Source organism: Leptolyngbya sp. FACHB-261 (assembly GCF_014696065.1).
Lineage (GTDB): Bacteria > Cyanobacteriota > Cyanobacteriia > FACHB-261 > FACHB-261 > FACHB-261.
Genome location: NZ_JACJPL010000007.1, coordinates 1 through 22,527 on the forward strand (window position 1 = coordinate 1; position 22,527 = coordinate 22,527).

Annotated in this window: 32 protein-coding genes and 2 pseudogenes; 32 read left to right on the forward strand and 2 right to left on the reverse strand. The window is 49.6% G+C overall.

Going from position 1 to position 22,527, the window contains the following annotated elements; genetic code table 11:
• The 5 genes and pseudogenes from H6F94_RS03700 to H6F94_RS03720 form a co-directional block, all read left to right on the forward strand.
• Positions 1 to 106, forward strand: a pseudogene (locus tag H6F94_RS03700) (IS630 family transposase); the annotation flags it as partial.
• Positions 97 to 246, forward strand: a complete 150-nt coding sequence (locus H6F94_RS03705) for a hypothetical protein (RefSeq protein WP_190800897.1) — start codon at positions 97 to 99, stop codon at positions 244 to 246. The pseudogene H6F94_RS03700 and the gene H6F94_RS03705, both read left to right, overlap by 10 nt.
• 23 nt (positions 247 to 269) lie before the next feature.
• Entirely contained in the window at positions 270 to 803 is a 534-nt protein-coding gene (locus H6F94_RS03710; RefSeq protein ID WP_190800898.1) for a hypothetical protein, read from the forward strand.
• Entirely contained in the window at positions 800 to 1,390 is a 591-nt protein-coding gene (locus H6F94_RS03715; RefSeq protein WP_190800899.1) for a lysozyme family protein, read from the forward strand. The genes H6F94_RS03710 and H6F94_RS03715 overlap by 4 nt, the downstream gene beginning before the upstream one ends.
• Before the next feature lie 56 nt (positions 1,391 to 1,446).
• Positions 1,447 to 1,653 carry a hypothetical protein gene (locus tag H6F94_RS03720; RefSeq protein WP_190800900.1) on the forward strand — a complete coding sequence of 69 codons (207 nt, stop codon included), beginning with the start codon at positions 1,447 to 1,449 and terminating at the stop codon, positions 1,651 to 1,653.
• A gap of 285 nt (positions 1,654 to 1,938) precedes the next feature.
• Here the strand turns inward: H6F94_RS03720 and H6F94_RS03725 are convergent, their stop codons facing one another.
• Complete coding sequence (locus H6F94_RS03725; protein ID WP_190800901.1) at positions 1,939 to 2,124, reverse strand: ribbon-helix-helix domain-containing protein; 186 nt, start codon at positions 2,122 to 2,124, stop codon at positions 1,939 to 1,941.
• 444 nt (positions 2,125 to 2,568) lie between these two features.
• On the opposite strand from H6F94_RS03725, the gene H6F94_RS03730 reads away from it, so the two are divergent.
• A complete protein-coding gene (locus H6F94_RS03730) occupies positions 2,569 to 3,882 on the forward strand; it encodes a tetratricopeptide repeat protein (RefSeq protein WP_190800902.1) in 1,314 nt (437 codons plus the stop codon).
• 770 nt (positions 3,883 to 4,652) lie between these two features.
• Here the strand turns inward: H6F94_RS03730 and H6F94_RS03735 are convergent.
• Positions 4,653 to 4,877, reverse strand: coding sequence for a hypothetical protein (locus H6F94_RS03735; RefSeq protein WP_190800903.1), 225 nt, complete (start codon positions 4,875 to 4,877; stop codon positions 4,653 to 4,655).
• 334 nt (positions 4,878 to 5,211) lie between these two features.
• Between H6F94_RS03735 and H6F94_RS03740 the strand changes: the two genes are divergently transcribed.
• The 26 genes and pseudogenes from H6F94_RS03740 (at position 5,212) to H6F94_RS31530 (ending at position 22,480) form a co-directional block, all read left to right on the forward strand.
• Positions 5,212 to 5,490 carry a hypothetical protein gene (locus H6F94_RS03740; RefSeq protein ID WP_190800904.1) on the forward strand — a complete coding sequence of 93 codons (279 nt, stop codon included), beginning with the start codon at positions 5,212 to 5,214 and terminating at the stop codon, positions 5,488 to 5,490.
• Positions 5,491 to 5,521: 31 nt separating this feature from the next.
• Positions 5,522 to 5,719: a hypothetical protein gene (locus H6F94_RS03745; protein ID WP_190800905.1), complete on the forward strand. Its 198-nt coding sequence runs from the start codon at positions 5,522 to 5,524 to the stop codon at positions 5,717 to 5,719.
• Positions 5,712 to 6,005 (forward strand): hypothetical protein, encoded by a 294-nt coding sequence (locus tag H6F94_RS03750; RefSeq protein WP_190800906.1) that lies wholly within the window; start codon positions 5,712 to 5,714, stop codon positions 6,003 to 6,005. Before H6F94_RS03745 ends, H6F94_RS03750 begins: the two co-directional genes overlap by 8 nt.
• 136 nt (positions 6,006 to 6,141) lie before the next feature.
• Positions 6,142 to 6,336, forward strand: a complete 195-nt coding sequence (locus H6F94_RS32815) for a GMC oxidoreductase (RefSeq protein WP_190800934.1) — start codon at positions 6,142 to 6,144, stop codon at positions 6,334 to 6,336.
• 57 nt (positions 6,337 to 6,393) lie between these two features.
• Positions 6,394 to 6,630, forward strand: a complete 237-nt coding sequence (locus tag H6F94_RS03760) for a hypothetical protein (protein ID WP_190800935.1) — start codon at positions 6,394 to 6,396, stop codon at positions 6,628 to 6,630.
• 30 nt (positions 6,631 to 6,660) lie between these two features.
• Positions 6,661 to 6,768 carry an AraC family transcriptional regulator gene (locus H6F94_RS33445; RefSeq protein WP_242040979.1) on the forward strand — a complete coding sequence of 36 codons (108 nt, stop codon included), beginning with the start codon at positions 6,661 to 6,663 and terminating at the stop codon, positions 6,766 to 6,768.
• Positions 6,769 to 7,129: 361 nt separating this feature from the next.
• The gene (locus H6F94_RS03770; protein ID WP_242040980.1) at positions 7,130 to 9,430 is read left to right on the forward strand and encodes a PAS domain S-box protein; all 2,301 of its coding nucleotides are present in this window, start codon (positions 7,130 to 7,132) and stop codon (positions 9,428 to 9,430) included.
• Positions 9,431 to 9,435: 5 nt separating this feature from the next.
• Positions 9,436 to 10,068, forward strand: coding sequence for a response regulator (locus H6F94_RS03775; RefSeq protein WP_190800907.1), 633 nt, complete (start codon positions 9,436 to 9,438; stop codon positions 10,066 to 10,068).
• Between the two features lie 263 nt (positions 10,069 to 10,331).
• Positions 10,332 to 10,889, forward strand: coding sequence for a DsbA family protein (locus H6F94_RS03780; protein ID WP_190800908.1), 558 nt, complete (start codon positions 10,332 to 10,334; stop codon positions 10,887 to 10,889).
• Positions 10,890 to 10,992: 103 nt separating this feature from the next.
• Positions 10,993 to 11,349 (forward strand): AraC family transcriptional regulator, encoded by a 357-nt coding sequence (locus tag H6F94_RS03785; RefSeq protein WP_190800909.1) that lies wholly within the window; start codon positions 10,993 to 10,995, stop codon positions 11,347 to 11,349.
• 30 nt (positions 11,350 to 11,379) lie between these two features.
• Positions 11,380 to 12,339, forward strand: a complete 960-nt coding sequence (locus H6F94_RS03790) for a CPBP family intramembrane glutamic endopeptidase (protein WP_190800910.1) — start codon at positions 11,380 to 11,382, stop codon at positions 12,337 to 12,339.
• A gap of 88 nt (positions 12,340 to 12,427) precedes the next feature.
• A complete protein-coding gene (locus H6F94_RS03795; protein ID WP_190800911.1) occupies positions 12,428 to 12,589 on the forward strand; it encodes a nuclear transport factor 2 family protein in 162 nt (53 codons plus the stop codon).
• A gap of 60 nt (positions 12,590 to 12,649) precedes the next feature.
• Positions 12,650 to 13,243: a nuclear transport factor 2 family protein gene (locus H6F94_RS03800; protein WP_190800912.1), complete on the forward strand. Its 594-nt coding sequence runs from the start codon at positions 12,650 to 12,652 to the stop codon at positions 13,241 to 13,243.
• A 162-nt stretch (positions 13,244 to 13,405) separates the two neighbouring features.
• Positions 13,406 to 14,161 (forward strand): SDR family oxidoreductase, encoded by a 756-nt coding sequence (locus H6F94_RS03805; RefSeq protein ID WP_190800913.1) that lies wholly within the window; start codon positions 13,406 to 13,408, stop codon positions 14,159 to 14,161.
• Positions 14,162 to 14,361: 200 nt separating this feature from the next.
• Positions 14,362 to 15,282, forward strand: coding sequence for an NAD(P)/FAD-dependent oxidoreductase (locus H6F94_RS03810; RefSeq protein ID WP_199320192.1), 921 nt, complete (start codon positions 14,362 to 14,364; stop codon positions 15,280 to 15,282).
• 359 nt (positions 15,283 to 15,641) lie between these two features.
• Positions 15,642 to 16,367: an alpha/beta fold hydrolase gene (locus tag H6F94_RS03815; RefSeq protein ID WP_190800914.1), complete on the forward strand. Its 726-nt coding sequence runs from the start codon at positions 15,642 to 15,644 to the stop codon at positions 16,365 to 16,367.
• A 116-nt stretch (positions 16,368 to 16,483) separates the two neighbouring features.
• Positions 16,484 to 16,858: a nuclear transport factor 2 family protein gene (locus H6F94_RS03820; RefSeq protein WP_190800915.1), complete on the forward strand. Its 375-nt coding sequence runs from the start codon at positions 16,484 to 16,486 to the stop codon at positions 16,856 to 16,858.
• 383 nt (positions 16,859 to 17,241) lie between these two features.
• Positions 17,242 to 17,505, forward strand: a complete 264-nt coding sequence (locus H6F94_RS03825) for a hypothetical protein (RefSeq protein WP_199320193.1) — start codon at positions 17,242 to 17,244, stop codon at positions 17,503 to 17,505.
• Between the two features lie 78 nt (positions 17,506 to 17,583).
• The gene (locus tag H6F94_RS31520; protein WP_199320194.1) at positions 17,584 to 17,796 is read left to right on the forward strand and encodes a nuclear transport factor 2 family protein; all 213 of its coding nucleotides are present in this window, start codon (positions 17,584 to 17,586) and stop codon (positions 17,794 to 17,796) included.
• A 33-nt stretch (positions 17,797 to 17,829) separates the two neighbouring features.
• Positions 17,830 to 17,994 carry a hypothetical protein gene (locus H6F94_RS31525; protein WP_199320195.1) on the forward strand — a complete coding sequence of 55 codons (165 nt, stop codon included), beginning with the start codon at positions 17,830 to 17,832 and terminating at the stop codon, positions 17,992 to 17,994.
• 39 nt (positions 17,995 to 18,033) lie between these two features.
• Positions 18,034 to 18,768 carry an SDR family oxidoreductase gene (locus H6F94_RS03835; RefSeq protein WP_190800916.1) on the forward strand — a complete coding sequence of 245 codons (735 nt, stop codon included), beginning with the start codon at positions 18,034 to 18,036 and terminating at the stop codon, positions 18,766 to 18,768.
• A gap of 40 nt (positions 18,769 to 18,808) precedes the next feature.
• Positions 18,809 to 19,564, forward strand: coding sequence for an SDR family oxidoreductase (locus H6F94_RS03840; RefSeq protein WP_190800917.1), 756 nt, complete (start codon positions 18,809 to 18,811; stop codon positions 19,562 to 19,564).
• An 81-nt stretch (positions 19,565 to 19,645) separates the two neighbouring features.
• Positions 19,646 to 20,384, forward strand: a pseudogene (locus H6F94_RS03845) (SDR family oxidoreductase).
• Positions 20,385 to 20,551: 167 nt separating this feature from the next.
• Positions 20,552 to 21,301, forward strand: a complete 750-nt coding sequence (locus tag H6F94_RS03850; RefSeq protein WP_242040982.1) for a CPBP family intramembrane glutamic endopeptidase — start codon at positions 20,552 to 20,554, stop codon at positions 21,299 to 21,301.
• A gap of 211 nt (positions 21,302 to 21,512) precedes the next feature.
• Positions 21,513 to 22,148 carry an SDR family NAD(P)-dependent oxidoreductase gene (locus tag H6F94_RS03855; protein WP_199320196.1) on the forward strand — a complete coding sequence of 212 codons (636 nt, stop codon included), beginning with the start codon at positions 21,513 to 21,515 and terminating at the stop codon, positions 22,146 to 22,148.
• A gap of 62 nt (positions 22,149 to 22,210) precedes the next feature.
• A complete protein-coding gene (locus H6F94_RS31530) occupies positions 22,211 to 22,480 on the forward strand; it encodes an SDR family NAD(P)-dependent oxidoreductase (protein WP_199320197.1) in 270 nt (89 codons plus the stop codon).
• The last annotated feature ends 47 nt before the right edge of the window (positions 22,481 to 22,527 follow it).

The following is a 22,527-nucleotide window of genomic DNA, read 5'->3' on the forward strand; positions in this document are numbered from 1 at the left end:
GTGGTTTGTGCTGAAGAATTGGATGCGACAGCGATTGGATGAGTTTGAGAACTTTCGAGATTGTGTGGATGCTGCGTTCAAGCAATGTCCTAACGTATGCGCGTAGAGCTATACATCGTGGATCAGGTCAACAATGCTCAAAGCATTCTCGAAGATGCCCAAGAGCAGCAGAACATTCGCAACCAATTGTGTCAGCTAGAGGTTGAGGGCAAGCGCTATTGCGATAAACCTTCAGCCAAACCCTAACAGGAATAGGGGGAGAATTTGCTGTGCGTTTGGAGTGGATGTTGTGCCTAACTCTTAGTGTGTTGACAGCCCTAGGCTTTGCTCGCTCTGGGGGACAGTTTCCCCCTGATATGACCTTTATCACCCAGCCCCTGCTGCAACTGGTGCCACAACTTTCGGGCCTTGAAGAACCAGCCCTCAGTACGCCTGACACACCCATCCTCACTCCAGACGCATCGTCCGATTCGCGCCTATTAGAAATCGATGGACAGCCGACTTCAAGTTCGCTAGATCCAACCTCTGGACAGCTGCTTACCAAGCAAGACCCACGCCTTACTGCCTGTCCAGGGATTTCAGAAGCCAGAGGGCTCAGCCCCCAACAATTCACAGCCTTTGTCGTGCTCACGCGCACCGGGCAACCCTCACGCCAGGACATCGAACAACCGTTAGGCCAACCTACCTGTGCCTCCTCGGCAGATCCTTGGAATGCCAATGTCACTTACTTTCTCGATTTCGAGAATCGCATCTTGCGCATTCAGTACCAGCATGGCCTCTACCAGTCACACACCTTGCAATGAACACTTCCTCTTACAAACCAGGGATTATCGAAGTTTATGAACGGCTCACCCAAGACCTCACTCTCCTCACCACCTGCAGCCTGATTGGTCTGTTGGGATTTGCCAAATGGCAACCGAGCCGGGTCGCTGGTGTAGCAGATGCGCTGACAAATTCGCCCCTAGTTAGCATCAATGCTTCTGAAGAGGTCAAAACCCTCTTGCAAGCGATCAGTGGTCAAGAATCTGGTGGCAACTACGCCGTTACCAATGCGAGTGGCTCAGGCGCAACCGGAGCTTTTCAAGTGATGCAAGAAAACATTCCAGCCTGGTCTCAAGAATGCTTGGGGCAGCCAGCCAATGTGGAGGAATTCCGCAACTCCCCCGAGCTTCAAAATCAGGTGGTTGCCTGCAAAGTGGATCAGTATTGGCAGGACGCACTCACTCAAACAGATGGAGACAAACTGACGGCTTGCAAACGGGTAGCTGCCCAGTGGTACTCAGGGGATCCAGACCGCTATACCAGCACCGCAGCTCAAAGCTGGAATGGAGACAGCTATCCCTCCATTGCTAGCTATGCCACTAAGGTGTGCTCAAAAACAGGCTGGTAACCAGTGCCCCTGTCAAAGCTCTAAACGATAGATATTACTGTCCTAGTCAGAAGAACATGAGCAGCCCCTCTGAACCTAAGCGAGACCCTTACCAGCGCTGGACCGAAGCCGAAGAAGCTATTGTCAAAACCTTCAAAGATGAATGTGTTTATTTGATCTCCGATGGTTATGCCTGCAAGGTTGGGCGAACGAGAAACTTGCTTGGGCGCATGAACGACCTAAAACGAGTCAATCTCAGGGAAAGTCGAGGCTGTATGAGTTGATTGAAAAGCTTGGAGACCCGCAAGTACAGAGGGGCAGACGGACGAACCTACATCAGTTCTGAAGCTCTGGCAAAGCTGGACGAGCTAGCCGGAAAAACGACCATTGAGCTGGTCCACTGATCAGGATCTAGCCCACCTGAACCAGATGACGGGTTACCTAACTATCTCCAGAAGTGATCTCGGTGAGTGGAGATTTTGCTAGACAACCACAGGCCACCTGGTTCCCGCGATCAAGGTATCCACCCCTGGCAATCAGTCGGCTCCCCCCGGCTTTAGATGCCCTCTCTACTCCCTTTCCTGTTGCTTACGTTCACCGGATTCTGGAGCCTGTATCCTTGCCTTCTCTTCCTCAATGAGTTTCATAAGAAGCCGATTGACCAGGTTCGAGATGGCCCGGTCCTCTCTGGCAGCCCAAGCCACTAAGAACTCGTAATTGTCATCTGGCAGTGAGATTGTTAAACGCCTTACCACAGAATCACTCTCGTCCAATTAAGTTGCGGGTTTGGACATTCTGCTCCCCTCACTGTAGTTTGCCGTTACATCACCATGTCAGTGGTATTTGGTGAAAAATGGTTATTTATGGTGCTATTTGGTGAGAAATGATAATAGCTTTATGATTAGGTGTTAGAGAGAATCAAAAGTGGTTATACAGAGTGGAGTATATCAGGTTTCACCATCCCTAGTTGAAGAGATGGGCAAGCTCTGTCCCAACCTTGATTTCGCATGGGTCAACAGCTTCAATAGAGCGGCGAAATCTTTGCTGTAGTGCTTGTGCCCTTACTGTATTAGGCCTTAAGGAAGTAAGCTCATAAGCTGCTATTGCCTTATGTAGCTGGATATTTTGCTCAGTCGAAATAGAGACAACAAGAAAAAGTCGAGGTAGCTTGCGTGGAAATAAGAATGCATTGGCGCACGATGCTAATTCATCTGCAGAGTGATTTTATCGAACGCATTAAGAGGGGAAGTTTATTATCTAGCGAGCTCCCAGGACAACATAGTGAGATTACACTCATCTCGGGTGAACGGCTCAGGAAGCTACGGGAATTCTGTTGGTCTATGGCCGAGAAGTATAAACGAACGCTCCCCGTTCGGGAAGTGTTTATTAATAACTTAAAGGGGAAGCTAGGAGAAGAGGTCGTTAAAATTCGTTTATCGGAATTGGTAACAGAAGTGGACTACGAACGACGTTTAGGTGGGGACGGGAAGGTAGACTTCTATTACCAAAGAGATCCGAGCGTAGGAATTCAGGTTAAGGTTCGCTATGGTGATGTTGAGTCAGTAAGATGGCAACTCACCCAGGCAGAAGCTGAGCAGAATTCAGTGCTAGTCTGTGTGTTAATGCTGGAGGATTTTGAAGACACTAAGCTTGAATATAGATTAATTCTGGCGGGATTTTTGCCAACTAACGCGTTAGAGTTTGTAGAGGGAGTAGCCAACATTGGAATATCAGATTTGCTGTATGGAGGAGGGCTAAAGGGATATCTACAAGACTCGAACCATTTCAGTTACGAAAGATCTTTGATGACCGCCTCCAACATGAAAAAAGGAGAGGAGACTGAACAGCAAAGCAAAGCTAAATCTACTGTGGAAGAACCTGTAATGAGCTCTGAATCGGCTTCCAGCTTAGCCTTTTTATACTTGAGTGCAGGGTCGAGATGGGAGGACTTAAACGAATATACTAAAGCTATTGAAAACTTTAGCCAGGCAGTCTCGCTAAATCCCCATGAGAATTATACCTATAGGTATCTGAGTTGGGCACAATTCCACAACGGGAATTATCAGGACGCAATCAATAATTCAACAGCAGGTATCAGCCGGCTACTTATGTATCTCTACGATTTTTATTGCGTAAGGGTTTTGGCCTATCAAGAAATGGAAAGACATGCAGAGGCAATTAAAGATTGCGATTACCTCATAGGTTTGGCACCTAACTATTCATGGAGTTATTATATTAGGGGTGAGTCCTGGCTAGAGTTAGAGAAATTTCAAAGGGCGAATGAGGATTACAGCCGTGCATTAGCACTAGGCCTCTTAACCGATAGTGGGGCTTGTTACCACCGTCGAGGCCACGCCCGCCTGCAGTTAGGAGATAAGGTGGGGGCCTTAAGTGACTGGAGAGAAGCGGCTAAGATACACCAGGAATCGGGAGATGAGGAGAAGTATCAGGATATCTTGAGGGAGATAGAGGCAGCCACAGGGGATGGGGGAATGGTAAGAGCGGTGATTTAACTGGATGATATCTGAGTAGGCTTCCTCTTCTGCTAATTGATAGCATTGAGTTTATTAACCTAAGGTGGATCTCTTTCTAAAACCTCTAAAGTTGATTAAGGATTGCAAGCCTTGGTAAGCAGCAGGGATATTGCTGGCATAGCCGTTCGTACAGGTCTGCGCAAGATGAATGGGACCGCCCCACCGCCTTGAGAAGCTCAAGGCTGAACTAGCATCCCTTGACTAGCTGACCCTAAGGGTCGCAGGGTTCGGAGCGGTACAAGTTGCTACTAGAAGCTCACAGGCCTGCTCAACCTGCGATAGGAAGCAGACGGGAAACTGTAAAGGTGTGGCCTGTACGGGCAGCTTCAGGACTCTGCGCTATCCACAGGAGTGCCATAATGCCTAGCCCTGAGTTGCACAGGCTCTACGGACCTCAAACGTTCTAGCCTCTGGTGCTGTGAATCTGGGGCAAGGGGATCGAACGTGGCAGCGATGCGATTTCCTACTCCCAATGGTTTGGATTACACCCTTGTCGCGGGTCGGGTGCTCCCCTAAATCTAGCAGATCCTTAATTCGTGCTCTCTCCCTCTGCCTCAGCGCTTCGGCTTCAGTCACCCAGGACTACTTTGAGGATTAAAATCTACACAGGTGGCAGTGAAAGCTAGTTTCTGCCTGCTCAAGATCCTTGGCCTGATTGCTCCAATCGTTGCAGGCGTCCCTCGTGATTACGGCTAATCTCAGCCAGGTCGCGGGTGACTGCTCGTACCTCGCGTAAGCCGCCAACAACTTCAGCAACCCCAGCCGTCAGTAGCTTCGATGTCTCGCCGTCGGGTTTCATCCTCGGCCCGCAGAGCTGCGATATCGCGCTCATGACGAGTGTTATCGGCCTCATGCCGATTGGAGATCTCGGTCAGGCGTTCAATCGCGTTGGTATTACTGCGGGTTGCTTCTACCAATTGGGCAACCGCATCAATCAGGCGGTTCACGCGGTCGTCGGGTGGGTTTCCGTTCATCTGCTGCGGTGAAAAAGGGTCAAGGGGGTTAGCGGTCGCTGAGGTAGGGGTAGAGAAGCTTCCTATACCCTTGCCTTGGGCTGAGCGTATTACTCAGCGTCTCAAACACTCAGTCTCAGCGTGAGAATCAGGTTAAGACTCGAGGCCGGGCTCCTATTAACGCAACAAAAGGCAACTTTTGTTGCGTTGATTCTACCGGTTTCTCGCTTCAAAAAAGACCAAGCAGCCCTTGCTAGTCCGCACTTGGCAGAAGTTGAGACTCTAGCTACACTCTAGCTACTTTCAATGTGACCATTGTGCCTTTTGAAGCAACAGGTGACTGGAACCTAACCTTATGCCCCGCCCTAGCAAAGACAAATGCCGTCTGTGTTCCAAGCTGTCCTTTGAGAAGGCCAAGATCCGCCACGGTCCTCAAGGTGACGGCTGCTGGACGGACGAAGGGGAAGCTTGCCATAAGCGCCGGACCTACTACCGCAAGCGCCCGCTCTACAATCGCAACCGGCGGCTGAAGACTGCGGGCTATACCGTTGAGACGGTGCCACTAACAGCAACGCCAGCAGCGTTGCTCCAATCTGTACCGGGAGCGCCAAGATGCTCCTCTCCATGCTGTTAGTGCTGCTCTCTGGCTTGACCAGGAGAAAGTCATGTTAGTCGAGCCGAGGCACTGCTTAGACATGACGGGGACGCAAGTCCAAGGCTATCTGCTGGAGGTTCTTGAGCTGTTTTCGCAGCAGTATTGCCTCCCAAATGGCTACCGCCGCTTGAGCAAATTTGCGGCTCAAGTCGAACTCGATCCAGGAGGCTGTCCCCTGACCCCTTGCCCTCTAAACCCTGATGCCTAAGCTTACCGAGCAGCTGGAACTGCAGTTATGGCAATCGTTGAAGGTGGCCACTGAAGACCCAGAGGCAGCTGACGTACTCCATCTCGGAGAACTCGTGGAGGCAGTCGTTGCTTTGACCCCGCCACTGCAGCAGATGACGATAGCGGCGGTAGCTATTGAGCAACTGACGAATGTCTTGGAAGCCGCAGAAGCAGTCCTTTCGCAGTGGCTTGACACAAGACTACGCAGCTCCGAGAGCAGTTCTCGTCCTCACGTCTGTGTCTTGAGAGAGTCGGGAGTTGTGTAGTCTGAAGTGGATTGAGTGAGCTGATCCGCTGTAACGGGTTATGAGTAGTAACGGAACCAATGGTTCCAACAGTTTTTACAGAAGTAGAGTAGACAAGAAAGCTAGTACTACAGTTGTAGATTTCGGGAACCCAGAAGTGACGTTATCATTTCGGGGTTGGACACCAATACTGAGTCATCCAGGTGCATTGCTGCAAGTGCGCTCAGAAGTGCAAATACGGCTAAGCGAGTTTGATGCTTCGATTATGCCAACCATTACAACCGGAAATACGAATGTACCCACGATCATGGTTGGCGAAAAAGCAGCCGATTTGATTAAAGCGATTGCCTGATATCACTGCGTATTGATTCAGTCAATTACAAATCAGTATTTAATTGGGGATAGTTTTATGACACACTTACCATTACAAAGCAAGAATGATTCTGAGCATTCTGAGGTTACAACTCTGGCTGATTCTCTTCGTGACTCCTCAGTAAATTCTGCACTGATTGCAATCGCGCAAGAAGTTGCTGAGTTGCTGAAACAAGCTCATCCGGCACAAGATTCAGCACAAGCTGACGAAATCGATGATAGGGAGTTAGCAAAGCAAAAAGATTTTAGTCAAAGCTTACCTCACCTGAAATAGGATTGAGAATTAGGTATTCGTGTAAAATCAATGGTCAAAGTTCACATTATCGAGATTGAGACAGGCTTCTCTAGCCAAAGCCATCTCACTCAACAGTTTAAGCGCATTACTGGAGTGACCCCAAAGCAAGTTCGCTAACTCCATAAGAATCTAATAAATCGTTGTAAGAATTTGAAAGAAGCCAAACACTAGGGTTGGCTATACTTCAAGCGGATAGGGCAGCAGACTTTAGTGTAACCGTTGGAAACCCTTTCAAAAATCCACCAAGAAGCTTAATTTTCTGGTTCTTTCAGACTTATTATACTAGTGAGGCGAACGGATGTGAAAATCACGAGTTGCCCAATCTCTGAAAGTTATAGCCAGTGGGCATTTCAAGCTAATGGTGGTATTTAACTCTTAGCTGTTTAGCGTAGTTTAGCCGAAAGAGCCAATTTTCTGGAGTTTGGCAAGCGATATACTTTGGGGGACGGCTGACAGTCCTTCGTCGGGGGAGAGTTCAATGATTACTCTGCCTGGAATGCTCCATCTCGATCAACTGATTGCCACGTTGATGCAGGTGGCGATCGAAAGTGCAGGAGCCGAAACTGGCGCTCTGGTTCTCCTAGAAGAGGATCAACTTACTATGGTGGCTCAATGCAGCAGAGATAGCCAGTGTGACCTGGAAAAGCTTGCTGTTGCTGACTGTGCAACGATTCCTGTTTCCGTCATTCACTTGGTAGAACGCACTCAAGAAACTCTGGTGTTTGATGATGCAGTCAGCGAATTGTCTTTTTCAACTGATCCTTACATTCAACACCAACAGACGAGATCGCTCCTCTGTCTACCCATTCTCAATCAGAGTCAGTTGATCGGCATCCTTTATTTGGAGAACAATCTCAGTACCGGGGTGTTTACCAACGATCGCTTACAAGTTCTCAACCTGTTGATGGCTCAGGCAGCGATTTCACTAGAAAACGCTCGGCTGTATGAACGGTTAGCAGACTATGCCGAAACACTGGAAAGGAAAGTAGAAGCGCAAACTCAAGCCTTGCAGCAGGAGATCGCTGAACGTCAACAAACCGAAGCCGCATTGAGACAAAGTGAGGCCAATTACCGCAACCTGCTACAAACCGCGAATTCAGTCATCGTTCGCTATGATCCGCAAGGACGGATTCGATACATCAACGATTATGGGGTAAAACTCCTAGGTTATGAAGAACATGAGATTGTAGGGCGAACCGTATTTGAAACCATCATTCCAGAAGCCGAACTCTCTGGACGCGATGTGAGATCCATGGTCCACGATTTACTTCGTAATCCTCAATCGTACCCGCAAGGCGAGGGTGAAAACCTGTGTCGAGATGGTCGGCGAGTTTGGATGGTCTGGTCGAATCAAGCCATCTTCAATGACCAGGGAGAGGTCGTTGAAATCTTATCGGTGGGCAACGACACCACCCAGCGCAGACAAGCAGAAGAGGCATTACAACGTAGTGAAGCCAAGTTCCGAACGATCTTTGAAAACTCGCAGGTCGGCATCTTCCGCACCCGCCTCTCGGATGGATTAATTCTCAATGCCAATCAACGCCTTGCCAATCTGTTGGGCTTTGATTCACCAGAGGAGATCATTGGGGTGGAACACTGCATCGGCTATTTTGTAAGTCCCAGCGATCACCAACAATCCATTGAGGTGCTGAAGCGGGATGGGGAAGTGCGAAGCTATGAAGTACAGATGCGAAAACGAGATGGGACATTGTTCTGGGGACTTTCCTCTTCTTATTTGAATGAGGACGATGACTATATCGAAGGAGTGATTGCGGATATTAGCGATCGCAAACAGGCAGAAGCAGCGCTGCAAGCCTCCGAAGCAGAACTGCGAGCGCTCTTCTCAGCCATTCCCGATCCGCTGTGTATCTTCACTGCTGAAGGGCAATTGATCTGTGCCATCGAAGGAAATCCGTCCTATGGAGTGTTGGATGAGGAGGAGTATATTGGTAAAACACTGCATCAACTCTATGGTCAGGAACAAGCTGATGAATTCCTGAGTTACATTCAGCAGGTGCTGAGAACTCAACAAGTACTTACAGTTGAATACAGCAAGTGGATAGCTGGACGAGAAATCTGGTTTTCGGCTCGCATTGCCCCGATTCAGCACGAACAGGTGATTTGGTTGTTGCGAGATATTACGCTGCAAAAGCAAGCAGAAGCAGCCTCGATTTTGGAAGAACGCAACCGCATGGCGCGTGAAATTCACGACACACTCGCTCAGGCGTTTACAGGCATTCTGATCCAGGTTGATGCAGCGACTCAAGTGTTAACCGATGATGTAGAAGCTACCCAAGCGCATTTAGACACGATCGAGGAATTAGCCCGTACTGGACTAACTGAGGCGCGTCGCTCGGTGACAGCACTACGTCCCCAGTTGCTAGAAGATGGCGACTTATCGAGTGCCCTTGAGCGTCTGGTCAACCAGATGCGAGTGGCGACCAATACGGCTCTAATTTACTCAATTCAGGGGATCGCCTATTCCTTACCCGTCGAGGTGGAGAATAACTTGCTCCGGATTGGGCAAGAAGCCCTGACCAATGCGATTAAGTATGCGAATGCGAACGAAATTAGAATTGAGTTAGTCTATGACGATGCCCAGTGTCGATTACAGGTCAAAGACGACGGACAGGGCTTTGGAGTAGTTGGAGTCCCGATGAGCGGCGGATTTGGATTGTTGGGCATGAGCGAACGAGCAGAGCGAATTGGAGCACAACTGACGATCGAGAGCCAGCCCGGACAAGGGACAGAAATTATTGTCATTGTCGATCGAGGGTGATCATCATGACGAGCCAATCCGCGATAATTCGGGTGCTAATTGCTGATGATCATTTGATTGTTCGGCAAGGATTGGCAACGATCATTAACCGCAATCCAGAAATGACGGTGATTGCTCAAGCAGAAAATGGGCAACAGGCGATCGATTACTTTCGAGAATACCAGCCAGATGTCACGCTGATGGATTTGCGAATGCCCGAAGTCGGAGGGGTTGAAGCCATCAGCGCAATTTGTGCTGAATTTAAGCCTGCCCGGATTATCGTGCTAACCACTTACGATGGGGATGAAGATATTTATCGTGGATTGCACGCAGGCGCTCAAGGCTATCTGCTCAAGGATACTAAATCCAATGAGTTGCTGAATGCGATTCGCACTGTTGCTTGTGGTCAGCAATACATTCCACCAGAGGTGGGAGCAAAACTGGTGCAGCGTCTGAATAATCCAGAACTCAGGGAACGAGAGTTAGAGGTACTGGGCTTAATGGCACGAGGAATGAGCAATTCAGATATTGCAACTGCTTTAAGTATTAGTGAGAATACTGTCAAAACCCATGTCAATCGAATTTTAAGTAAGTTGGGCGTGAGCGATCGCACCCAGGCTGTGATTGTTGCGATTAAACGCGGCATTGTCAGTTTGTAAGCCAGTCACCCTTTAGTTTGACTCCAGAGTCAAACCAGAGTTGGAGCGATGATGACATTGACAGAGGGACTGATTCATCATTCGCTTTGGTGAGCAAAAGTTGCAACTCTCAGTTGACGACAAGTGAGAGGGCAATTGCCTATATTTAGTTCTAGGCAAACACGAATAGCAATTGAGTTACAGCATTGAGTTTGCTTCATCTAGACCGCAGAAAGAGGGTTGAATCGCTTGCGATTACCATTGCTTCCCTCAGAGGTGTTTAAGTGAATCAAGACCGAGACCGTAGTTTGTTATCTATTCCAGCTTCAACACAGGATCACATGCAAGGTGTACTCAATGCCGACGTGGTGCTGGTAGTGTATGGAGATTATCAATGCTCTGTCAGTGCAGACGTTTACAAGCTGATTAAAGCGATCAAACGAGAGCTTAGTGCTGCTTTTGGAGAAGATTATTTATGCTTGATCTTCCGTCATTTTCTGCAAGCACAGATTCATCCCCAAGCTCAACGGGCCGCTCAAGCTGCCGAAGCCGCCGCTGCTCAAGGACAGTTTTGGTTAATGCACGACACTTTGTTTGCTCATCAACAGAAGTTAGAAAATGGTTATCTCGTAGAGTACGCCAACAATTTAGGGCTTGATATCCCTCAATTTCTTAAAGAGTTGTCTAAGCAGGTGCATATCGATCGCATCAATGAAGATATTGAAAGTGGATTGCACAGTGGAGTGACCGACGCTCCAGCCCTATTCATCAATAACATTCGGTATACCGGACGCTGGAAAATAACAGAGTTGAAGGCAGCTATTGTCGCTGCAAGTCACTAAGCTCTATTCCTATCTGACTTGTTTGTTAGTGCTAGTAAGTGATCGAATGCACGATCGCTAGCTTTTTGCCTGTTTTGTTGAACAACCTGCCAATTTTTGAACCATGCTAACAACTACAACGTTAACCACTAAATTCAAGAATAAAGGCTTAACGCGCACCCAATTGCAACAAGTACTCGACTACATTCAGACTCACCTCGATCGAGATTTGTCACTGACTGAACTTGCAGAGACTCTTAATCTTAGCCCGACTTACTTTGCCAGTGTATTCAAACAAGCGATCGAGGTTTCTCCACACCAGTACGTAATTCAACAGCGGGTGGAACGAGCAAAGTTGATGCTGTCGAAAACGGATTTGGCGGTCTCCGACATCGCTCTACAAGTTGGTTTCTCCAGTCAAAGCCATCTGACCCAACAGTTTAAGCGCCTGACTGGAGTGACCCCAAAACAGATTCGCTAACTCCATCACGCACGAGTCAAGGAGGCAAAGATGAAGTTCAAAGCAATCACAGGAAAGCAGGGAATCGGAACGGAAGTGCAAGATGCGACTTACGTGGAGGCTGCCCGGTGGGGTAAATATCGGGGGTGGCGGTATGTTCTGGGACTGGTGGTCATCCTCTTTGCGTGGCTGGTGGTCGGGACTGGTGCCAGCGTACTCGTCGCGTTCGCGCTCAGCGGCCAGCCGGATTACTACGTGCTTGGTCCTTTCGGGAAGTTCCTGTATGTCATGGTAGGTTTTCCGGTCTTCCTGGCGGGAGTCCTCATCGCCGTTACCCTTATCCACCGCCGTCATCCCCTGACGCTCATCACGGCGCGGAAGAAGATAAGCTGGCGTCGCATCGGTCACGGGTTTGTGGCGTGGTTCGTGCCAATCTGCCTGATCGGTGGGCTGGGACAGTACCTCTTCTATCCCGACACCTTCTCCTTCACCTCCGACCTCACAACGTTCGCGCTCTTCGTCCCGCTGGCACTGATTTTCACTGCGATCCAGACGACCACGGAGGAGCTTTTCTTTCGCGGATATGTCGTGCAGGGCGCGAGCCTTGTTTGGACGAACCGCGTCTTTCTGGCGATCGTGTCAGCCGTGATCTTCACCCTGCCGCACCTCGCTAACCCGGAGGCGATCTCAGGCGGCTGGCTCACGGTCTTTTTCAACTACTTCCTCGTTCCCGGTCTGCTATGGACTGTGGTCTCGCTGATGGACGGAACCACCGAACTCGCCATCGGTGTACACTTCGCGAACAACATCGGTGGCATACTCCTGATCAACGCACCTGGAACCGCCCTGACCACGCCAGCTCTGTTTACCGTCAGCGAGTTCCGCGCAACCTACGCGGCGCTATCGGTGCTGGTGATAGTCCCCATATTCCTGGCGATCGCCTACAAGGTGTTCAAACGTGATAAGGCATCTGAACCCGTTTCCCAGAGCGATCGGAAGGGTCGTCGGTGATTTCGTTAGTCAACAAAGTTTCCTTGTTACCAAAAGCAGCGCAAAGGCTTGGACGAGTAATACATCTAAGCACAATGAAGATAACAACATGAACACAAAGACTATTCCTATTCAAAACGCTTCCTCAGTTCTGCTCAAGATGGAAGCTGCAATCAATGCTCATGACATTGATACGTTTGTGAACTGCTTTGCTCCTGACTTTGTGGGTGAACAACCCGTCTATCCAGAACGAAACCTCTTAAGAATCTGAAAGCAGTCAAGTATTGGAACTCAAGACACTTTAGATAGATAGAACCAGGAGTATTTAATCATGGTCAAAGAGCAAACTGTAGACGGACAAGCAAATTTACAAGCAACTACCAATTTGACACCAGCCCAGGAGTCTTTGCAAGCACTTTGGGAAGAGCATTTACAGTACGAGTTTGGCACTCACAGTACTGAAGATGCCCTCGCTACGATGGTTGAAGATGCTTACGTCAACCACATTCCGGTAATGACTGGGGGAGTCGGGAAACCAGCACTGCGCGAGTTCTATTCCAAATACTTCATTCCACAAATACCGCCCGGCATGGAGCTGACCCCAATCTCGCGCACAATCGGGACCGATCGGCTCGTCGATGAAATGGTGGGTAAGTTCACTCATACGGTTCGGATGGACTGGATGCTACCCGGCATTGCTCCGACTCTTAAACGGGTTGAAGTGCCAGTGGTGGTGATTGTCCAGTTCCGTGACGGCAAGCTAGCCCATGAGCACCTCTACTGGGATCAGGCGAGTGTATTGATTCAACTTGGCTTGCTCGATCCTGGTACGCTGCCCGTTGTAGGGGTTGACAGTGCGCGCAAGGTACTTGATCCGAGCTTGCCCTCAAACGCACTGATCGATCGTGCCAGCGATCGCGACTAAGTGTAGGAGCCAGCAAATATCAATGCCTAAACCCGCCATTTTGCAACCAGGATCGTACTCATCCTGTTTGTAGGAGGCGCTTCTTATTGCTGGCTCCTACACGTATTGCTCATTGAGTTTTTGACAAAGTGACACAGCCATTCACAACAAGAGGTAACTATCATGATGCTTAAAGACAAGGTTGCTTTAGTGACGGGAGGGACATCGGGCATTGGTCGTGCAACGGCGATCGCTTATGCCCAACAACAAGCAAAGGTGGTGGTGGTGGGTCGCCGCATGGATGAAGGTAAAGAAACTGTTCGATTGATCAAGGAAGCTGGCGGAGAGGCGATTTTTGTGCAAGCAGATGTCACGAAAGAAGCCGATGTTGAAGCAATGGTTGATAAAGCGGTTGGCGTTTTTGGTCGGTTAGATATTGCCTTTAATAATGCAGGAACTGTCGGCGAAAACCCCTCATTGATTGAGCAAACAGAAGCGGAATACGATCGCACTATGAACGTCAATGTCAAAGGCGTTTGGTTGTTGATGAAACATGAAATTGCTCAGATGTTGAAACAGGGAAGTGGTTCGATCGTCAATACATCATCTGCGGTTGGAATCGTTGCATATCCTATCCAACCCCTCTACGCTGCGAGTAAACATGCAGTAGTAGGCTTAACAAAAGCCGCCGCGCTCCAATATGCCAAAGCGGGTATTCGCATCAATGCCGTTGCACCAGCGGCAATCGAAACAGATATGCTTGAAGCAGCTACAGGTGGGCAGGATGAAGCCAAAGCTTACATAACAGGACTTCACCCGATCAGACGCATTGGAACACCGCTTGAAGTTGCAAATGCAGTTCTGTTTTTATCATCTGACTTGGCATCGTTCACAACAGGTGCAACATTGCTGGTAGATGGTGGGTTTGTAGCGCAGTAGTCGATCGGCAGTGCGAAATGTTTGATACAGCACTTCAAGCGACTCACTAAAGTAACACTGAAATCGGTTCGCTAATTTCATCGGAAACTCCATAAGAATATGCAAGAAGTTGAGTGTTGGAACTGACTACACTCAAGTGAACTAAGCCAAAGAGAACTTAGAAGTTGATGCTTTTGTCCAAAGTTGGGGAACAGAAAAAGATGATGAACCAAAACAAAGAGCTTTACGAGTGCGTCATTGTCGGTGGCGGTTCCGCTGGACTCAGTGCGGCACTGCTTTTAGGCAGAAGTCGCCGTCGAGTGTTAGTCTGCGACAAAGGGAATCCGCGTAACGCTGCCGCACACGAGTCGCACAGCTTTTTCACCCGCGATGGCATCAGTCCGCATGAACTTTTGAGCATCGGGCGCGACCAACTCAAACCTTATAAAAGCGTTGAATTTCAAGCGATCGGGGTCAAGGAAATCAACCCATCCGGCAATCAATTTGAAGTTGCGTTTGAGGATGGCACGATCAAAAAAACGCGCAAAATTTTGCTGGCTTTCGGGGTAATGGATGAATTTCCAGCTCTCGAAAACTTTGGTGATTTCTGGGGCAAAAGCGTGTTTCATTGTCCCTATTGCCATGCCTGGGAAGTGCGCGACGAGCCGCTTGCCATTGTTGGAAATGGCGAAACGGGCATCGAAATGGCGGCACTGCTGAAAAATTGGAGTGCTGATTTAGTCCTCTGCACCAACGGCAAAGCTGATCTAACCGCTGATCAAAGGACACTGTTGGAAAACCACAAAATCCTTGTCCGCGAAGAGAAAATCATCCGACTCGAAGGCGATAACGGACAATTGGAAAACATTGTTTTTGAGACAAACGAGAAAATTGCGCGTCGCGGAATACTGATCCGAACAAAGCAAACACTCCGTTCAAACCTAGCTGAAAAGTTAGGCTGTGAGTTGAATGAATTCAATTTAATCAAGACGACCAATGTTTTTAACGAAACTAGCGTCAAAGGCGTTTATGCGGCAGGTGACATCACTTCACCCATGCAAGTGATCGTCGCTGCTGTTTTTCAGGGTAGCGTTGCTGCTAGCGGCTTAAATCACTCTCTGATTATGGAAGATTTCGTCTAAATCAAGGTAATTCAATCTTCATCAAAACAAGCATCGTGGCTGGTTTAGTTTCATAGACCAAGAGAGTAGGGAAAGTCATGCGTGTTAATTACATATCAAGTCTACAGAGCGATCTAATGATGCAATCTTTGTGATTTTTTGGTTCTTACCTTACCATCCTTGCTGATTGCACCACAACTATTCAAGCAAACTTCAAGCTGATGATGGTTGCGATCGCACCACAACCATTCGAGCAAACTTCAAGCTGCGGATATACAGCGAGTTAATTTTCGATCGTTAATGGTGGACTCACAGCGAACCGATCCATTTCAAGAAAGAACAAATGGGCTTGATTTTCAGATCGCAACTAAAGGAATTCTATGTCAATTTTTGTCTTAGTTCATGGCTCCTGGCATGATGGTTCTGCTTGGCAAGCAGTCGTTGACCATCTAGAAGCAAAAGGACATCTGGCGTTTGCTCCGACGATCGCGGGTCATGGGAAAAGCGTAGATAAAAACGTTAACCATGCTCAATGTACGCAATCGATCATTAATTACATTGTGAGCAAAGACTTAACCGATATTGTTCTATTAGGTCATAGTTTCGGCGGTACAGTGATTGCGAAAGTTGCCGAAGCAATTCCCGATCGCATTAAACGGCTCATCTTCCTTGATGCTTTTGTCTTGAATGATGGTGAGAGCCTCATAGATAATGTCCCACCACACACTCAAGCGTTAGTCGATCAGCTAGCGAGAGAATCGGACGATCGCACGGTGATACTACCTTTTGAGATGTGGCGAGAAGCGTTTCTCAACGATGCTGACCTCGATTTGGCTCGATCTAGTTATGCACAACTATCGCCTGAGCCGTATCAACCGTGGATTGACAAGCTGAACTTGAAACAGTTTTACTCGCTGTCCATCCCTAAAAGTTACCTCTACTGCACAGAAGACAACGTTCTGCCTCAAGGCGAGTGGGGATGGCATCCCAAAATGTCTAGCCGCTTGGGGCTATTTCGGTTCGTGCAAATGCCCGGTAGCCATGAGGTGATGTTTTCTAACCCGGTTGGTTTAGCCGAAAAGATTATTGTGGCAGGACGTGACTAGCAACAGGATGGTTTCATCACAAAACAAACGAGTTGCCGTTCTTTGAAAAGTAGAAAAATAGCTTGAACACCGTTGAGTGACTCAATTTACAACATGGAGAGAAACAAGGAGAAATTATGGAAACTAGAGAAATCGCTGTCATAGAGCGACTGCAACAAGCACAGAACGCACAAAACCTGGAAGCGCTTTTAGCCTGCTTTGCACCCAACTTTCAGGGCAATCATCCGCTCCATCCTGAGAGAGAGCTCGAGGGAATTGAGGGTGCCCGTAAGAATTGGTCTGGCATCTTCCACGCCATCCCAAACTTTCACTCAGAGTTGCTCCGTTCGGCAGTTGAGGGTGACACGGCTTGGGCTGAGTGGTACTGGTTTGGTACCCATCGTGATGGTTCGCAATTTGGTATGCGCGGGGTGACTATTCTTGGCATACAAGCGGATCAGATTGAGTGGGCACGCTTGTATATGGAACCTGTATCAGCGAGTAGCGAATAATCCGTAAACTCAGGAGATTTCTGTTGTTCACATCAATTCCTACCATCTTGGAGGGTTTCCCTAGAGGTTAACGATGTGATGGTGAAGCTATTTCGTCATTACATGCCCAACCATGCCTCCATTTGGACAGAGGTAGGAGTTGCAGTTCTTGGACTTCCAGCGATGCGTATTGAGTCCGCGTTACTGCAATCACAAGCTAAAACCGATAAGAACGCGCTGAGAGAGACTACTCCGTTAAAGCATCCACTCGAACAAAGGAGCAATTCAAATGTCAGAGAGAAATAAAGCAATCTTAGAAGAAGCAAACGCGGCGATCGCGGGCGGCTGGCTCGCGGTCTTTTCCAACTACTTCCTCGTTCCGGGTCTGCTGTGGACCTAGTTCGTTGATTGACGGAACCACCGAGCTTGCTATCGGCGTACACTTCGCGAACAACATCGTCGGCTTCCTCCTGTTCAACAGAGCCAGAACCACCGTGACCACGCCAGCTCTGTTTACCGTCAGCGAGTTCCACGCGACCTACGTGGCGCTATCGGTGCTGGTGATAATTTCCATATTCCTGGCGATCGCCTACAAGGTGTTCAAACGCGACGAGGCATCCGAACCCGTTTCCCAGAGAGATCGGAAGGGCCGTCGGTGGTCTCGTTAGTCAACAAAGTTTCCTGGGTTGCCAAAGGCAGCATAAAGGCTCAGACGAGTAATACCTCTAAACAATGGAGATAACAACGTGAACACAAAAACTACTTCTATTCAAAACACTTCCTCAGTTTTGCTCAAGATGGAAGCTGCAATCAATGCTCATGACATTGATACGTTCGTGAACTGCTTTGCTCCTGACTTTTTGGGTGAACAACCCGTTCATCCAGAACGAAACCTCATCGGTGCAGAACAGGTGCGAAAGAACTGGACTGCTCTCTTCGCTCAAGTTCCTGACATCTAGGCAAAATTAATCACCCATACGATCGCGGATGAGTTGGGTTGGTCAGAGTGGCACTGGCAAGGCAACCATACCAACGGCACAGAACTCGATATGCGAGGCGTTGTTGTGGGACTGAGAGAAAACGCGATCGCATGGGCGCGGTTGTATATGGAGCAGCTTGCCCAAGTCGTACAGGCAGACATCCTAAAAGCAGTCTAACTGCTAATCAGCTTTAATCACCTACAAGGAACAATCACCATGTCAACTGTTGAGAACAAAGTTATTGCGATTACTGGAGCTAGTAGCGGTATTGGTGAAGCAACTGCTAGATTGCTGGCTCGTCAGGGTTTACGGGTTGTGTTAGGGGCGCGACGCACCGATCGACTGGAAGCAATTGCTGCCGAAATTCGCTCTAAGGGTGGCGAAGCAGAATATCGTACTCTTGATGTCACCAACCTCGAAGACATGCAAGCCTTTGTCAAGTTTGCCCAAGATAAATTTGGTCGCCTTGATGTTGTGGTGAACAATGCAGGCTTGATGCCACTCTCCAAGCTAGAGGTGCTGAAGATCGATGAATGGAACCGCATGATTGATGTGAACATTCGCGGTGTGCTTCACGGGATTGCTGCTGCGCTACCTCTCTTTAAGCAGCAACGATCAGGGCAGTTTGTCAATCTATCCTCGATCGGCGGGCACAACGTCTATCCAACCGCCGCCGTGTACTGCGCCACTAAGTTTGCAGTTTGGGCGATTTCCGAGGGACTGCGGCAAGAATCGACAGACATTCGGGTTACGGTGATTTCGCCTGGAGTGACAGAAACTGAACTTGCCAGCACGATCACGGATGCTGAAGCAGCGGAATGGGTGGAGGGATTTCGTGAGGCAATGATTCCAGCAGAAGCGATCGCGCGTGCGATTGCCTTTGCGATCGAGCAACCCGCCGACGTAGATGTCAATGAAATCATTGTTCGACCGATTGGACAAATGAGCTAAATCTCGGAAAGTCAATCTTGATTGAAACAGGAGAAACAAAATGATACTGCAAGATAAAGTGGCGTTAGTTACGGGAGGCGCATCGGGCATTGGCCGAGCTACTGCGATCGCCTTCGGTGCTGCTAGAGCCAAAGTGGTCTTCTCGGACATACGCCGTGTAGAAGGTGAAGAAACGGCTGATTTGATTCGCGAGACTGGAGCGGAATGCTTGTTCGTGAAATCAGATGTATCGAGTGAAGCGGATGTGCAAGCTCTGGTGCAAAAAACGGTCGCAACCTACGGCAAACTCGATTGTGCCTTTAACAATGCTGGAATCGATCTTGTTGTTACACCGCTGCATGAACAATCGATCGAGGATTTTGACAAGATCATGTCGATCAATGCGCGAGGGCTATTTCTCTGTATGAAATACGAAATTCAGCAGATGCTAACCCAAGGCGCAGGCGCGATCGTGAACAATTCATCAACGAATGGTCTGGTTGCGTTGCCAGGGATCTCTCCTTACGTTGCCAGCAAACATGCCGTGATGGGGTTAACGCGATCGGCTGCCCTCGATTATGCCAAACAGGGCATTCGGATCAATGCTGTCAATCCGGGTCCCATTGCGACTGACCTCATGGCTCGTAGCGCTGACCAGATGGGCATCACGTTCGATGATCTCGGGTCTATGGTTCCGATGGGTCGTATTGGCCAGGCAGCAGAAATCGCTCAAGCCGTTATTTTTCTTTGCTCTGATGCTGCCAGCTACATCACAGGTCAGTCTTTGGCGATCGATGGCGGATATACGGCGAGTTAACTTTTGATGGTTGATGTGGACTCACAGTGAATCGATCCATTTCAAGAGAGAACAACCGGGCTTGATTTTAGGAGAAACAGAATGATACTGCAAGATAAAGTGGCGTTAGTCACTGGCGGAACTTCAGGAATTGGTCGTGCAACGGCGATCGCTTATGCCCAGCAACAAGCAAAGGTGGTGGTGGTGGGTCGTCGAATGGATGAAGGTGAAGAAACGGTTCGGCGGAGAGGCGATTTTTGTGCAGGCAGATGTCACGAAAGAAGCCGATGTTAAAGCAATGGTTGATAAAGCGGTTGGCGTTTTTGGTCGGTTAGATATTGCCTTTAATAATGCAGGAACTGTCGGCGAAAACCCCTCATTGATTGAGCAAACAGAAGCGGAATACGAGCGCACTATGAACGTCAATGTCAAAGGCGTTTGGTTGTTGATGAAACATGAAATTGCTCAGATGTTGAACCAGGGAAGTGGTTCGATCGTCAATACGGCATCTGCGAATGGAGTCGTTGCACTTCCTGGCGTACCTCTCTACACTGCGAGCAAACATGCGGTAGTCGGTTTAACAAAAGCTGCTGCGCTCCAATATGCCAAAGCGGGGATTCGCATCAATGTCGTTGCACCAGCAGCAATCGAAACAGATATGTTTGAAGCAGCTACAGGCGGGCAGGATGAAGCCAAAGCTCATATAACAGGACTTCACCCGATCGGACGAATTGGAACACCGCTTGAAGTTGCAAATGCAGTCCTGTTTTTATCATCTGACCTGGCATCGTTCGTAACAGGTGCAACATTGCTGGTAGATGGTGGGTTTGTAGCGCAGTAGTTGATCGGCAGTGCGAAATGTTTGATATAGCACTTCAAGCGACTTACTAAAGTAACACTGAAATCGGTTCGCTAATTCCATCGGAAACTCCATAAGAATTTGCAAGAAGTTGAGTGTTGGAACTGACTACACTCACATGAACTAAGACAAAGAGAACTTAAGAGGTGATGATGATGTCCAAAGTGCCTTCTAACTCCCCACAGGGACAGGGAAAGACCTTTGCCGCTGTTTCAGAGCAGTCCTCACCCAACAAGCCCTCCTGTCCGGGCTGGCTCGAGATCATCGTCGGTCTCGTCGTCTTTGGCGCTGTCGCACGTGGGGGTGTGTTGCTGTCCGGGCAGCTCGGTCTCGATCCCGTCGTCTACGGACTGGCCCTCGCCGCGCTGTCTGTTATCGCCCCCTTTGCTGGGTTTGCGGCAGCGGCGCTGCTGCGCCTCCGCTCGTGGTGCGCCTTCGGTGTGCGCCGCACCACAGCGCGCTGGCTCCTGATCGGGGTCGGAGCGGGGGTGGTCGCCTTCGTGGTCAGAGGTTTTGCGGCCATGGCCTACACCGCCCTCACCGGAGATAGCTCCACCCCCCAGGAGGTGTACGGTGACGCTGGCAGCGGCGGGGTGCTGTCCCTGGTGCTGGCTACGCTGTTTATCGGTCTGCTTGTGCCCCTCGTCGAGGAACTGCTCTTCCGGGGTGTTATCACGAACGCGTTGCTGCGCTACGGCCCGTTGATTGGTGTAGTGGGCAGCACCCTGATCTTCGCCCTCGCTCACGGCGTCAACATCGTCTTCGCAATAGCTTTGGTATTTGGTCTCGTCAGCGCTGAATTGTTCCGCCGCAGCGGCTCGATCTGGCCTGGCGTCATCGCCCACGTTATCAACAACCTGCCCACGGTCTTCGTGTTGGTGCTCATCAGAGCGGCCTGAATACTCACCATCACGCGAAAGGAGTGTCTGCCCATGGCTCGCTTGTTCTCGAACCATCCGCCCGATCCTGATAGGCGCAGACACAAAGTAGAGCCACCAACTCACGCTGGGAGGAGAACCATGATTGCTAGGGCTCATATCCGAATCTCGCTACTAACTGGAGCCGTGATGCTGGCCATTAGTGCTAAACGCACAATTAAAGGAAAAAGAAATGACTGAAACATTTGGTGCAAAATCGACCGCCGACGAGGTGCTTGCGGGCGTTGATCTCAAGGGAAAGCGATTCCTCGTTACGGGTGCATCGTCGGGCATTGGGCTTGAAACCGCCCGCTCACTGGTCGCTCACGGGGCTAGTGTCGTCGGCGCGGTCAGAAACCTCGCTAAAGCTGAGCCAGCCACTGCATCAGTTCGTGATGCCGCGTCGCAAGAAGGTGGCAGCCTGGAGTTGATCGAGCTCGATCTGGCATCCTTGCAAAGCGTTCGTGACTGCGTGGATAAACTGTTGGCTAATGGACAGCCGTTCGATTCCATCATCGCTAACGCTGGCGTTATGGCAACTCCGTTTGGTCGAACGATCGACGGCTTTGAAGTCCAGTTCGGGACGAACCATCTTGGCCATTTCGCCCTGATCAATCAGATCGAGCCGCTGCTCGCCGATAATGGACGGCTGGTAGTCCTGTCGTCGCTCGCGCATCGCGGTGCCGATATCGACTTGGACCATCCGAATTTCGAGCAGCAGGCGTACGACCCATGGGTCGCTTATGGCCGGTCGAAACCGCCAATTCACTGTTCGCTGTGGAGTTTGACAGACGGCATCGAGATCGCGGCATTCGGGCTGCTTCGGTGATGCCCGGAAACAGTCTCACGGATCTACCCCGCCATTTGTCGCCGGAGGACTTGCAGGGACTTTTGCAGACTGTTGACGCAGCGCGCACCGAAGCGGGTCTGCTGCCGAAAGAGTTGAAAGAACTTCCGCAGGCAGCCGCGACATCGGTCTGGGCCGCAGTCGTGGCTAACAAAGACGAGATCGGTGGACACTATCTCGAAGATTGCGCGATCGCGCCGATCAATGACACACCCAACCCATTTGCTGACGGTGTCAGATCGTATGCGCTCGACGCTAACAAAGCTAAGCAGCTCTGGGCGAAAAGCGAGGAATTGATCAGCGCTGCGTCTTGAAGGTTATCGCGCCCATCTAAACGCAATAATCCATTCCACTTTCGTAC